General features: G+C 68.1%; 10 protein-coding genes. 1 reads left to right on the top strand and 9 read right to left on the bottom strand.

Annotated elements, in window-relative coordinates; all coding sequences use genetic code 11:
- Window positions 1-71: 71 nt before the first annotated feature.
- The 4 genes from Q4I23_RS00490 to Q4I23_RS00475 form a co-directional block, all read right to left on the bottom strand.
- Window positions 72-677, bottom strand: coding sequence for a superoxide dismutase (locus tag Q4I23_RS00490; protein ID WP_035676248.1), 606 nt, complete (start codon window positions 675-677; stop codon window positions 72-74).
- 68 nt (window positions 678-745) lie between these two features.
- Entirely contained in the window at window positions 746-2,062 is a 1,317-nt protein-coding gene (gene hpnE / locus Q4I23_RS00485) for a hydroxysqualene dehydroxylase HpnE (RefSeq protein ID WP_498524968.1), read from the bottom strand.
- 9 nt (window positions 2,063-2,071) lie between these two features.
- Window positions 2,072-3,007, bottom strand: a complete 936-nt coding sequence (gene hpnD, locus Q4I23_RS00480; protein WP_498524967.1) for a presqualene diphosphate synthase HpnD — start codon at window positions 3,005-3,007, stop codon at window positions 2,072-2,074.
- A 39-nt stretch (window positions 3,008-3,046) separates the two neighbouring features.
- Window positions 3,047-3,919, bottom strand: coding sequence for a squalene/phytoene synthase family protein (locus Q4I23_RS00475; RefSeq protein ID WP_014197277.1), 873 nt, complete (start codon window positions 3,917-3,919; stop codon window positions 3,047-3,049).
- A gap of 120 nt (window positions 3,920-4,039) precedes the next feature.
- Here Q4I23_RS00475 and Q4I23_RS00470 point away from each other — a divergent pair, with 120 nt between their 5' ends.
- On the top strand, window positions 4,040-4,894 hold the full coding sequence (locus Q4I23_RS00470; protein WP_498524966.1) for a phytoene/squalene synthase family protein: 855 nt from the start codon (window positions 4,040-4,042) through the stop codon (window positions 4,892-4,894).
- A 10-nt stretch (window positions 4,895-4,904) separates the two neighbouring features.
- Here the strand turns inward: Q4I23_RS00470 and Q4I23_RS00465 are convergent, their stop codons facing one another.
- The 5 genes from Q4I23_RS00465 to uvrA all read right to left on the bottom strand — a co-directional run bounded on the left by Q4I23_RS00465 (window position 4,905) and on the right by uvrA (window position 12,440).
- On the bottom strand, window positions 4,905-6,965 hold the full coding sequence (locus tag Q4I23_RS00465; protein ID WP_498524965.1) for a methyl-accepting chemotaxis protein: 2,061 nt from the start codon (window positions 6,963-6,965) through the stop codon (window positions 4,905-4,907).
- 137 nt (window positions 6,966-7,102) lie between these two features.
- Window positions 7,103-8,467: a methylenetetrahydrofolate--tRNA-(uracil(54)-C(5))-methyltransferase (FADH(2)-oxidizing) TrmFO gene (gene trmFO, locus Q4I23_RS00460; RefSeq protein WP_498524964.1), complete on the bottom strand. Its 1,365-nt coding sequence runs from the start codon at window positions 8,465-8,467 to the stop codon at window positions 7,103-7,105.
- A 142-nt stretch (window positions 8,468-8,609) separates the two neighbouring features.
- Complete coding sequence (locus Q4I23_RS00455; RefSeq protein WP_498524963.1) at window positions 8,610-9,086, bottom strand: SRPBCC family protein; 477 nt, start codon at window positions 9,084-9,086, stop codon at window positions 8,610-8,612.
- Window positions 9,087-9,271: 185 nt separating this feature from the next.
- Window positions 9,272-9,472, bottom strand: coding sequence for a hypothetical protein (locus tag Q4I23_RS00450; protein WP_454017856.1), 201 nt, complete (start codon window positions 9,470-9,472; stop codon window positions 9,272-9,274).
- Window positions 9,473-9,587: 115 nt separating this feature from the next.
- The gene (gene uvrA / locus Q4I23_RS00445; RefSeq protein WP_498524962.1) at window positions 9,588-12,440 is read right to left on the bottom strand and encodes an excinuclease ABC subunit UvrA; all 2,853 of its coding nucleotides are present in this window, start codon (window positions 12,438-12,440) and stop codon (window positions 9,588-9,590) included.
- Between the last annotated feature and the right edge of the window lie 221 nt (window positions 12,441-12,661).

Here is a 12,661-nt window from a genome sequence, read left to right as displayed (position 1 = left end):
GCTGTGAATCACCAAACGAAAAAAGGCCCCCGGATCGGGGGCCTTTTCCGTTCTGGCGATCCGGTAAGGGATCAGGCCGGGGCCTTCGACAGGCGCTCGGCCACGAACTCCCAGTTCACCAGGCTCTCCAGGAACGCCTTCACGAAGTCCGCGCGGCGGTTCTGGTAGTCGACGTAGTAGGCGTGCTCCCACACGTCGGCGGTCAGCAGCGGGAAGTGGCCCTGGGCCAGCGGGGTGTCGGCGTTGGAGGTCTTGGTGACCTTCAGCTTGCCGCCGTCGAGGTACAGCCACGCCCAGCCCGAGCCGAACTGGGTGATGGCGGCGTTCGAGAACTCTTCCTTGAACTTGTCGACGCTGCCGAAGTCGGCGATCAGGCGCTTCTCAAGCTCGCCCGGGATGGCGCCGCCACCGTTCTTCTTCATGCTCTGCCAGTAGAAGGTGTGGTTCCACACCTGACCGGCGTTGTTGAACAGGCCCTGCTTGGAGGCGTCGCCGTAGCTCTGCTTGATGACGTCTTCCAGGCTGGCGTCGGCCAGCGGGCTGTCCTTCGTCAGGTTGTTCAGGTTGGTGACGTAGGTCTGGTGGTGCTTGTCGTGGTGCAGGTGCAGCGTCTCCGACGACATGAACGGCTGCAGAGCATCATAGCCATACGGGAGCGGCGGCAGTTCGAACGCCATTGAGTTACCCTCTCTTCTTGGATTGTCCCATCTCGGCCCGCGCCTTGCGGCACGGCACCTCCGTCCGCTCAAATAGGCCCGCGGCGCGGCAAAGTGAAGGCTGGAAAAAGGCCGAGGCGCGAAAAGGTGGTAATCCTTGCGTTCAGGACCGCGCGTGCGGCGAACTCCCCGGAGCGCACCGCACCTTCGAGTGTCGCCGGAAGCCCCATCTTCGTCCAATCGCCGGCCAGAACGAGGTTTTTCAAAGCTGTCTGGGCACCGGGGCGATTCGCCGCATGGACAGGAGACTGGTCCGGAGTCGCCCGGCGCTCCTTGATGATTCGGAAAGGCGGCAGGGCCGCGTCGGGTGTGCCGAGCGCCGTCGCCACGTTGCGCCAGAGGGCGGTGGCGACCGCTTCGGCGGGCTGAGCGGCGAGCGCATCGGCGTCGCTGACCGTCACCGACAGCACGTCGCCGCGCCGGAAAAGCCAGTCCGCCGTACCGCCCACCAACCCAAGGAAGGGCAGGCCACCCGGCAGGTCGATCGGGGCGGGCGGGCGGAAGTGGGCGTTGACGATGGCACGCCCGGCGGCGGGGGGGGATGCGGGCAGCGCCTCAGGCAGCAGGCGCCCGGCGATCCAGGCCGGCACCGCCAGGATCACGGCATCGTCGCCGCCAAGCGCGATGCGCTCCCCATCCACCGACAGGGCGGCGATGCGATCGCCCGCGCGTTCCAGCCCATCCACCCGCGTGCCGGTGCGGAGGTCGGTGCCGTTCCGCGTCAGCCATGCCACCGCCGGATCGACCAGGGCAGCGGACAGGCCCTTCTCGGCGAACAGGGGGCGGCAGGCGGCCTCGCCGCGCAGCAGCGTTTCCCGCAGCACGGCCCCGAACAGGCGGGCGGACACCCGCTCCGGCGCTCCGTTCATCACCGACACGGCCAGCGGCCGCCACAGGCGTTCATACAGCGCTCCGTCGGGGGGCAGGGCGTCGGCCACCGCCGCGTCGGGGCGGGCGGTCAGGGTCCGCAGGGCGGCGAGGTAATCAGCGGGGCGGCTTCCCGGCACGCGGCGCGCCTTGTCGAACAGCCACAGCCCGCCGGGCTGGAGGCACCAACGCTCGCCAGTGTTGAGGTCCAGGAAGGGGAAGGCAGCGGGATGCAGTTCGGTCAGGGCTCCGCTTGCGCCGACACGCTCCAGATAGCCGAGCAGGGAGCGGTTGCCGCTGAGCGCCAGATGGCTGCCGTTGTCCACCACACGGTCCAGCGTGGCGTCGTAAAAGGAGCGGCAGCGTCCCCCGGCTTGCGGCGCGCTCTCATGCAGGACGACCCGCCGCCCGGCCTCGGTCAGGCGGACGGCGGCGGACAGGCCGGCAAGGCCGGCGCCGACGATGTGGACGGTGCCCAAGCCGGCCCGTCAGGCGGCGGGCGGATAGCCGAGCGCGCAGCGCACGGCCACCAGGGCGCATTCGCGCTTGCCGACCCGCACCCGCTGGTCGAGATCGCGCCAGCCCCGGGCGCGCAGGCGCACCAGCAGCCGGTGGTACAGCACCATCATGGCGACCGCCGCCCACAGCGAGCCGCGCCGCCCGGCGGACTGCCCCTCGGCCAGCGCACGGCGCGCCTCGGCGAAGCGCTCCTCGGCCAGAACCGCCAGCGCTTCGCAGGTCTGCGGCAGGTTGGGATGGGCGAGCACCGTGGCGGGGTCGGAACTGCCGATGCCGGCCTCGTCGAGCAATTCGCGCGGCAGATAGAGCCGCCCGATCTCCGCGTCCTCCGTCAGGTCGCGCAGGATGTTGGTCAGCTGCAACGCCTCGCCCAGTGCCAGGGCGAAGGCCTCGGTGGAGGCATCGGCCCGGTCGAACACGCGAATTGCCAGCATGCCCACCGCTCCGGCGACGCGGCGGCAATAGAGCCGCAGGGTCGGCAGCGCCGGGCCGGTCATGCCTCCGCTGCTGCCGGTCCCGTTGCCGTCGTCCGCCGGGATGTCCATCGCCATGCCGTCGATCAACGCTTCCAACTCGCCCCGCGGCAGGCCGTAGCGTTCGATGGCGCCCTTCAACGCCGCTCCCAGCGAGCTGGACGGCGCGCCGCCGGCGTAGAGGCCGCGGATCTCGGTCCTCCAGGCGTCGAGCGCCGCACGCTTCTCCACGGGCTCGCCGGGCTCGTCCGCGATGTCGTCGATTCGCCGGCAGAAGGCGTAGATGGCGAACATCGCCGCCCGCTTGGAGCGGGGGAGAAGCAGCATCGGCCAGTAGAAGGTGCTGCCCGACCGTCCGGTCACCGCCGCCGCCGCGGCAGCCGGGCTGCCGGCGGTGTCGCTCTGCGTCGAGTCCAGCGATGGCTGCGGCATACGTCGGTCCTGTGTGGTGTCGGTCGAAGAGGCCGGAGTCTATTTGCTCCCGATGGCGCGCGCCAGCCCGCGTGCGGTGGCGAAGAGCTTATGATGCGTGCCGAGCACCACCCGCTTCTTCAGCGGGTCGCGGCTGCGCAGTCGCTGCGCCAGCGATTCGGCGAGGCTGAGGATCACCGATGCCTCCATCCGCAACCCGCGGTGCTGGATCAGGCCGGGCAGGGGGGCGGCGCGCTCCAGCAGCCGGTCGGTGTGCTCCAGCGTGCGGTCGAAGATGGCGCGCAGCTTGGCGTCGCTCTCCGTCTCGACCAGCCGCTCGACGCTGATCGCCGAATCATCGAACCAGACCAACGGGATGTAGCAGCGCCCGAGCTGGCTCCAGTCCTCCCGGCAATCCTGGAGGTGGTTCAGCACCTGCAGGGCGGTGCACAGCGCGTCCGACGCCGGCCCGGCGGCCACACCCTCGCCATGCAGGTCCAGCAGGTAGCGCCCGACCGGGTTGGCGGAGAAGCGGCAATAGAGCAGCAGGTCGCTCCAACTGTGGCAGCGCGCCCCCACCGCGTCGCGCCGGAAGGCGCGCAGCACCTGCCGGGGGTGGCGGTCGCTGACGCCGGTCGCCTGCAGGCTGGCGCGCAGATCCAGCGCCGGCTTCAGGTAGGCGTGCTTGGCCTGCCCGGTGGTCAGCGAGCGTTCCAGCGCCTCCAGATAGGCGAGCTTGGTCTCCGGTTCGAGATCGGGGTCGTCGGCGATGTCGTCGCCCAGCCGGACGAACCGGTAGAAGGCCATGACATGCGGCCTGAGATGTTTCGGGAGCAGGCGCGAGGCGACCGGAAAATTCTCCGAGTCCGCGTCCTTGCGGGCGACCGGGCTGGGTTTGCGGGGCTTGGTGGGGGCGACGTTGAAATCGGCCATTGTTCCGCCTGCTGCGCGTCGGGGCTGGTGTGGAGAGCCTGTCTGCCTAATATAAGGCGCTTGCGGGCTTTGCCCCGCTTCCAAACTGTGCCACCCCCATTTTTCCAGAACAGGCATCACATGGCGAAGGCGACCCCCGACCTGTCCTATTGCGGACGGGAGGTGCGGAAATATGACAACGACCGCTTCCTGACCTGCCTCTTCGCCCCGGCGGAGCGCCGCGAATCGCTGTTCGCCCTCTACGCCTTCAACCTGGAGATCGCCAAGACCCGCGAGGTGGTGACCGAGCCGGTGCTGGGCCAGATGCGGCTGCAATTCTGGCGCGACGGGCTGGACAAGGTCTATGAGGGCGCCGCCGTGCCCAAGCACGCTGTCATGGAGCCGCTGGCCGCCGCCGTGCGGGAGGGCGGGTTGAGCCGCGCCCTGTTCGACCGGCTGATCGACGCGCGGGAGGCCGACCTGGACGACACTCCGCCGGCCAACCTGTCCTGCCTCGTCAACTATGCGGAGGTCACCGGGGCGCCGCTGGTCCAGCTCGCGCTGGAGATCCTCGGCGCGAAGGGGGCGGAGGCGGCGGAGGCCGGCCGTCAGGCCGGGATCGGCTACGCGCTTGCCGGCATCGTCCGGGCGGTGCCCTTCCACGCCCGCCAGCACCGCCAGCTTCTCCCCGCCGACCGCATGGCGGCGCACGGCGCCAAGCAGGGCGACCTGTTCGAGCTGCGCTCCACCACCGAGCTGCGCCCCGTGGCGCGCGAGGTGGCGGAGGCCGCGCGCGACCATCTGGCGAAGGCCCGCGCGCTGCGCCGCTCCGTGCCGCGCGCCGCCCTGCCGGCGCTCCTGCCGGCGGTGCTGGCCGGGCTGCATCTGGACGCGCTGGCGAAGGAGGACAACGACCCCTTCGCCGCGCGCGTGCTGATGCCCCACCCGCTGCGCCATGCTAAGCTGGCCTGGGCGGCGTTGCGCGGGCGGTTCTGACCCCTGTCGGTCAGGCGGCGCGGATCATCGCCACGAACCGCTCCACCTCCTGGCGGAGCTGGTCGGCCTCCTGCGACAGATCGCCGGCGGCGTTGAGCGCCTGATCGGCCATCGAGCCGGTGGAGCTCGCCGCCTGGGTCACGCCGCCGATGTTCACCGACACGGCGGCGGTTCCCATCGACGCCTGCTGGACGTTGCGGCTGATCTCCTGGGTGGCGGCGCCCTGCTGCTCCGCGGCGGCGGCGATGGCGGTGATCGTTTCGTTGATGGCGATGATGCTCCGCCCTACCGCCTGGATCACGCCGACCACCGTGCCGCTGACGGTCTGCATGTCGGCGATCTGCCGGGAAATATCCTCCGTCGCCTTGGCGGTCTGGTTGGCGAGATTCTTCACCTCGCTGGCGACGACGGCGAAGCCCTTTCCGGCCTCGCCGGCGCGGGCGGCCTCGATGGTGGCGTTGAGCGCCAGAAGGTTGGTCTGCCCGGCGATGCCCTGGATCAGGTTCACCACGTCGCCGATCTTCTGCGCGGCTGTGGCCAGCCCTTCCAGCGTGCTGTTGGTGCGCTCCACCTCGGCGACCGCCTCCGTGGCCATCTGTGAGGAGCGGCCGATCCGCTCGTTGATCTCGCGGATGGAGCAGCTCAGCTCCTCGGTGGCGGCGGCCACCGTCTGGACGTTCTGGCTGGCCTCTTCGGCGGCGGTGGAGACGGCGGCGGCCTGACGGTCGGTTTGGGCGGCAATGGCCGACAGACTCTGCGCGGTGCTGCGCATCGCGCCAGCCTGTTCCGACACGTTGCGCACGACACCGCCCACCGACGCCTCGAACCGGCTGGCGACGTCGGCGAGGTCGCGTTTGCTGCGTTCGGCGGCGCGCTGCTCCTCGCGGTGGCGTTCCTCCTCCAACTCCGCCATGCGGGTGGTGTTGTCTTGGAAGAGCTTCAGGGCCTTGTTGATGGCGCCGATTTCGTCGGTGCGGTCTGTGTCGGTGATGACCACGCCGCGCTCCCCGGCGACCACGGCGTCCAGTGTCGCGATGGTACGACGCAACGGCAGGCCGACGATGCTGCGGCTGGCGAACAGGAGTGCGGCGACCAGGGCGGCCAGCAGGACCAGCCCGCCGACGATGGTGGCGTTGCGCAGGTCCCGGACCGGGGCGTTGATCTTGTCGAGCGGCAGGTTGACCAGCAGGGACCAGGGCGTATCCGTTCCCGCGACCTTCACCGGCAGGAACAGCTGCTTCACGGGCTGCCCATCGGCGACCGACATCTGTTCGAAACTCCGGCCCGCGCGGATGGCCGGCTTGGCGGCGTCAAGCGCCGGGTCCAATTTGCCGATCGGTTGCCCCATCTGTTCGGCGTCTGGGTGACCGGCCCAGACGCCATCGTTGGAAATCAGGTGAATGGACCCGCTGTCGAAGGGCTTTACCGTCTTCAGCATGGACCAGATGCCGTCGGTGGACAGGTCCACGCCAGCGACCCCGATGACATGGCCGTTCTCGACGATCGGAACGGACATGGAGATCATCAGCACCTTCCGGCCGGCGACGGTGTAGCTGTAGGGTTCCACCACCATGGCGTGCCCGGTGCGCTTCGGGATCTGATAATAGGCACCGTCGGAACCCGGATCGTCATACCCGACGAGGGACTCCAGCGCGACCGCCCCCGACCCGCGGTTCCAGTAGGGAAGGAACCGGCCGGACGCGTCGGAGCCTGGCTTGTTGGCGAATTCCGCGTCGCGGCCGTCCAGGGCATTCGGCTCCATCCCCACCCACACGCCGAGGAACTCCGGGTTGGCGTCGGCGATGCTCTTGAGCCAAGTGGAGAGCTGCTCCCGGTCGGTGCGGCCGGCGGCCTTCAGACCGACCAGCGAGGTCGCGATGAAGCGGCTGGCCTCCATCGCATTGCCCAGCCGGGCGTGCACCATCTCGCCGTAGCGGTGGCCAAGCTGCTCCCCGCTCTGGAAGGCCAGGGTTTCGATGTCCGACCCGCTCTTGGTCGTCAGGGCCGCAATTCCCACCGCGAGGGAAATGATCGTCACCGTCACGATGACGATCACCTGTTTGGCAACCAATGATTTTGTTTTAATCATAACCATCCTGCTGGAAGACTTTCTTGCACATTCGAAAGAAAGTGTCCCATGGCATTGGTTAAGCGTTACTTATGATCTTTATTATCGTTCCGTGATAATTTTCTTGAAGTTGCTGGACCTTAGACCGCGACAGCGGGTGCGGCCTTTAGCCACCCCTCCAGGTCCTCCAGCGCGCGGCGGGTGTAGGCCAGTTTGCGGTCGCGTCCGCGGATGCGTTCGTCCACCGGCGGGAAGAGGCCGAAATTGACGTTCATCGGCTGGTAGGTGTCGGCGTTGGCGCCGCCGGTGATGTGGCCGAGGATCGCCCCCAGCGCGGTGGTAACCGGCGGGGCGGACGGCTCGCCGCCCAGCCGCTCGGCGGCGGCGAAGCGACCGGCGAGCAGGCCGACGGCGGCGCTTTCCACATAGCCCTCACAGCCCGTCACCTGCCCGGCGAAGCGGATGCGCGGCTGCGCCTTCAGCCGCAGCGCGCCGTCCAGCAGGCGCGGGCTGTTCAGGAAGGTGTTGCGGTGCAGGCCGCCCAGCCGCGCGAACTCCGCCTTTTCAAGGCCGGGGATCATGCGGAAGATCCGCGCCTGCTCGGCGTGGCGCAGCTTGGTCTGGAAGCCGACGAGGTTGTAGAGCGTGCCGAGCGCGTTGTCCTGGCGGAGTTGGACCACCGCGTAGGGACGGCGTTCCGGCTTGTGCGGGTTGGTCAGGCCGACCGGCTTCATCGGGCCGTAGCGCAACGTGTCCACCCCGCGCTCCGCCATCACCTCGATGGGCAGGCAGCCTTCGAAGTAGGGCGTGCTCTTTTCCCACTCCTTGAAGTCGACCGTCTCGCCGGTCAGCAGGGCGTCGATGAAGGCGCGGTACTCGTCCTTCTCGAAGGCGCAGTTGATGTAGTCCTTGCCGGTGCCGCCGGGGCCGGGCTTGTCGTAGCGCGATTGGAACCACGCCTTGGACAGGTCCACGCTCTCCAGATAGACGATGGGGGCGATGGCGTCGAAGAAGGCCAGCGACTCCTCGCCCGTGAAGCTGCGGATCGCCTCGGCCAGCGGTGGGGAGGTGAGAGGGCCGGTGGCTATGACGACGCTGTCCCACGCCTCCGGCGGCAGGCCGGCGACCTCGCCGCGCTCCACGGTGATGAGCGGATGGCTGGTGATCGCCTCGGTCACCGCGCCCGCGAAACCGTCGCGGTCCATGGCCAGCGCGCCGCCTGCCGGCACCTTGTGAGCGTCGGCGCAGCGCAGGATCAGCGAGCCGCAGCGCCGCATCTCCTCGTGCAGCAGCCCGACCGCGTTGTACTCCGCGTCGTCCGATCGGAAGGAGTTGGAGCAGACCAGTTCGGCGAGCTGGTCGGTGCTGTGCGCCTCGGTCGGGCGGACGGGCCGCATCTCGTGCAGCACGACGGGAACGCCGCGCTGGGCGAGCTGCCACGCGGCTTCGGACCCGGCGAGACCGCCGCCGATGACGTGAACGGGGAAAAGGGACGTGTCGACCATATCAGCAACTTTCGCAAAGTTGCCGAACAAGTAGACCGTCACTGTCGCCACGGCAAGGCCAACCCGGACCACGGCGCGGAATCGCGGCCAGGATCGCCCCTGCGGTCTGGCGATCCTGGTCGCTCCGCCGAACAGCGGTGACTTACTGGGCGGCGAGCTTCTGCTTCAGCCCGTCGAAGCCAGAGGTGAAGATGCCGGAGATCACCTTGCGCGTTTCCTCGTCGCTGGCGCCGTTGGAGGTGTAGCGCGCCTTCCACACCACGCGCGTGCCCTTGCCCGCCGGCTCGGCCGACAGGGAGGCCGCGTAGTCCTTGACCGGCAGCGGGCTGGTCAGGATCGAATAACGGATGCGGTGGCTGCTGGCGGAGGAGGAGAGCAGCCGCTCCTCAATCGCGCCGCCGCCCTTGAGGGCCAGCACGCGTTCCTGCGCGCCGTCCTTGCGGCGCAGGGTGCAGCTTTCCACCGCCGGATGCCAGGTACCGAGGTTGCAGAAGGGTCCGATCTGTTCCCAGACCTTTTCGACCGGGTATGGCAAGGTGGCCGATTCCGTGACCTCAACGGCCAGGGCCGGGCTTGCCAGCGCCAGCAGGGCGGCCGTGATCGCGAACTGGGTGCGCATGGGGTTCCCTCCGTTGTTCGGCTGTTCCGGCGCGCTTCATTGGGCGCGCCTTGAAATCCTAGCCGAGCGGGGAGGGCTTGAAACTTGTACGTTGGTAGAACGAACAGGGGAAGGACCAGCAAGACAACGGCCGGCCCCGCCTGTGCGGAGCCGGCCGTTTCATTTGGGAGCGAAACGAAAAGTCCTTATTCGCTCTTGGTCGTCGTCGTGCGCTCGGTGGTGGTCGAGCCGCCGGTCGGAGGGGTGGTCAGGCTGGAGTTGCCGTAGCCGGGCGAGGTGGTCGTGGTGGTGGTCGTGGTGCTGGTGGACTCGTCGGTTCCGCAGGCGCTGACCAGCAAGGCCGCGCCGAAAGCCAGCGCCACACCGGATATCATGGTCCTGGACATACTCCGTCTCCATCCTGTTGGCGAACGATGGAGAGAAAACGCCCCCGATGCGGGTTTGTTTCCGAGACAAAAGTTGGTCGAAAAGAAAAGGGCCGGGGATAACCCCGGCCGGTCTTCATGCCCTCTTCCGGCTTTTCGGCTTCGCTTTCAGGTAGGGGGCCAGATACTGGCCGGTGTAACTCCGCTTGACCTTCGCCACGTCTTCCGGGGTGCCCTCCGCGACGATCTCGCCGCCGCCGGTGCCGCCCTCGGGGCCGAGGTCGATGATCCAGTCGGCGGTCTTGATGACTTCCAGATTGTGCTCGATAACCAGCACCGTGTTGCCCTGATCGACCAGCGCGTGGAGCACCTCCATCAGCTTTTCCACGTCGGCGAAATGCAGGCCGGTGGTCGGTTCGTCGAGGATGTAGAGGGTACGGCCGGTGGCGCGGCGGCTCAGCTCCTTGGACAGCTTCACCCGCTGCGCCTCGCCGCCCGACAGGGTGGTGGCCGGTTGGCCGATGTGGATGTAGCCGAGGCCCACCCGCTCCAGCGTCTCCATCTTGTCGCGGATGCCGGGCACCGCCTTGAAGAACTCCTTGCCCTCCTCGACCGTCATGTCGAGCACGTCGGCGATGGTCTTGTCGCGGTAAGTGACTTCCAGCGTCTCGCGGTTGTAGCGCTTGCCGTGGCAGACGTCGCAGGTGACGTAGACGTCGGGCAGGAAGTGCATCTCGATCTTGATGACGCCGTCGCCCTGGCACGCCTCGCAGCGCCCGCCCTTCACGTTGAAGGAGAAGCGTCCAGGGCCGTAGCCGCGGGCCTTGGCCTCGGGCAGGCCGGCGAACCAATCGCGGATCGGGGTGAAAGCGCCGGTGTAGGTCGCCGGGTTGGAACGCGGGGTGCGGCCGATCGGCGACTGGTCGATGTCGATGACCTTGTCGAGATTCTCGAGCCCCAGCAGCTCGTCATGCTCCGCCGGATGCTCGCGCGCTCCCATCAGCTTGCGAGCCACCGCCTTGTAGAGCGTCTCGATGATCAGGGTGGACTTGCCGCCGCCCGACACGCCGGTGACGCAGGTGAAGGTGCCCATCGGGATGCGTGCCGAGACGTTCTGAAGGTTGTTGGCGCGTGCGCCCTTCACCTCCAGGAACTGGCCCTTGTGGCCGGGGCGGCGCTGGTCCGGCACCGGAACGAAGCGGGTGCCGTTGAGGAACTGGGCGGTGACGCTGTCGGGGTTGGCCTGGACCTCCGCCGGGGTGCCCTGGGCGATCACGGTGCCGCCGTGCTGGCCGGCGCCGGGGCCCATGTCCACCAGATAGTCGGCGGTGCGGATGGCGTCCTCGTCATGCTCGACCACGATCACGGTGTTGCCGAGGTCGCGCAGCCGCTTCAGGGTCGCCAGCAGCCGGTCGTTGTCGCGCTGGTGCAGGCCGATCGACGGTTCGTCCAGCACGTAGAGCACGCCGGTCAGGCCGGACCCGATCTGCGAGGCGAGGCGGATGCGCTGGCTCTCGCCGCCGGACAGCGATCCGGAACCGCGGCTGAGCGTCAGGTATTCCAGCCCCACGGCGTTGAGGAAGCCCAGCCGCTCGTTGATCTCCTTGAGGATGCGGTAGGCGATCTCCTTGTCCTTCGGACGCAGATGGTCGTTCAGCGTGCTGAACCACGTCGCCGCGTCGGCGATGGACATCTCCGCCGCCTGGGAGATGTGCTGGCCGTGCACCTTGACGGCCAGCGCCTCCGGCTTCAGGCGGGCGCCCTTGCAGGTCTCGCAGGGCTGGGAGGACTGGTACTTGGACAGCTCCTCCCGCATGTAGGCGCTTTCCGTCTCGCGGTAACGGCGCTCCAGGTTGTTGACGATGCCCTCGAAGGCCTTGTTCGTCTGGTAGCTGCGCAGCCCGTCGTCGTAGGTCATCGTGATCGGCGCGCCGTCGGAGCCGTAGAGGATGGTCTGGCGGACCTTCTCCGGCAGCTTTTCCCACGGCGTGTCCATGGCGACGCCGAAATGCTGGGCGATGCTCTCCAGCGTCTGCACATAATACTGGGAGGAGGAGCCGGCCCAGGGGGCGATGGCGCCCTTCTTCAGCGACAGCCGCTCGTCCGGGACGACCAGCATGGGGTCGAAGTAGATCTTGCTGCCCAGCCCGTCGCAGGCCGGGCAGGCGCCGAACGGGTTGTTGAAGGAGAACAGCCGCGGCTCGATCTCCGGGATGGTGAAGCCGGACACCGGGCAGGCGAATTTCTGCGAGAAGACGGTCTGCTCGTGCGACTCGGCGTTCTCGACGAAGATGATTCCGTCGGCGAGGCCGAGCGCCGTCTCCAGCGAATCGGCGAGCCGGTTGCCCAGCCCCTCGCGCACGACGATGCGGTCCACCACCACGTCGATGTCGTGCTTCAGCTTCTTGTTGAGCGCCGGAACCTCGTCGATCTCGTGCATCGTGCCGTCGACGCGCACGCGCTGAAAGCCGCGCTTGCGGAGGTCCTGGATCTCCTTCTTGTACTCGCCCTTGCGGCCGCGGATGATCGGCGCCAGCAGCAGCAGGCGCGTGCCCTCCGGCATCGCCAGGATGCGGTCGACCATCTGGCTGACCGTCTGGCTCTCGATGGGCAGGCCGGTGGCCGGGGAGTAGGGGATGCCGACCCGCGCCCACAGCAGGCGCATGTAGTCGTAGATTTCCGTCACCGTGCCGACGGTGGAGCGCGGATTCTTCGAGGTCGTCTTCTGCTCGATGGAGATGGCCGGCGACAGCCCCTCGATCGAATCGACGTCCGGCTTCTGCATCAGCTCCAGGAACTGGCGCGCGTAGGCCGACAGGCTCTCGACGTAGCGCCGCTGGCCTTCCGCGTAGATCGTGTCGAACGCCAGCGATGACTTGCCCGATCCCGACAAGCCGGTGATGACGATCAGCTCGTCCCGAGGCAGATCGACATCGACGTTCTTGAGGTTGTGCTCCCGCGCGCCGCGGACACTGATGTGCTTGTTCATGGAGTGTTCTTAGCCGAAACCGGAGGGGAAGGGAAGGCGCCAAAAAAGCTCCGAAAGCCCGGACAGATATGTGCCACGCGCAGGCGACTTGCCACCGGCGCGCGTCCCTTTCCGGCCGCGTGGGACGCAGGGGCGGGATGCGGGAACGCCGGGGCGTGCCGGGGAGACGATCTGTCTCTTATACACATCTCCGAGCCCACGAGACTATAACAGCTATCTCG

The organism is Azospirillum sp. UFLA03-27 (assembly GCF_059803775.1).
This window is presented reverse-complemented; position numbering and strand designations above follow the sequence as displayed.

Bases quoted from the DNA above. Each gene is read 5' to 3' on its own strand.
- Q4I23_RS00490 (WP_035676248.1), bottom strand. From the start codon at position 677: ATGGCGTTCGAACTGCCGCCGCTCCCGTATGGCTATGATGCTCTGCAG.
- hpnD (WP_498524967.1), bottom strand. From the start codon at position 3,007: ATGCCGCAGCCATCGCTGGACTCGACGCAGAGCGACACCGCCGGCAGC.
- Q4I23_RS00475 (WP_014197277.1), bottom strand. From the start codon at position 3,919: ATGGCCGATTTCAACGTCGCCCCCACCAAGCCCCGCAAACCCAGCCCG.
- Q4I23_RS00470 (WP_498524966.1), top strand. From the start codon at position 4,040: ATGGCGAAGGCGACCCCCGACCTGTCCTATTGCGGACGGGAGGTGCGG.
- trmFO (WP_498524964.1), bottom strand. From the start codon at position 8,467: ATGGTCGACACGTCCCTTTTCCCCGTTCACGTCATCGGCGGCGGTCTC.
- Q4I23_RS00455 (WP_498524963.1), bottom strand. From the start codon at position 9,086: ATGCGCACCCAGTTCGCGATCACGGCCGCCCTGCTGGCGCTGGCAAGC.
- Q4I23_RS00450 (WP_454017856.1), bottom strand. From the start codon at position 9,472: ATGTCCAGGACCATGATATCCGGTGTGGCGCTGGCTTTCGGCGCGGCC.
- uvrA (WP_498524962.1), bottom strand. From the start codon at position 12,440: ATGAACAAGCACATCAGTGTCCGCGGCGCGCGGGAGCACAACCTCAAG.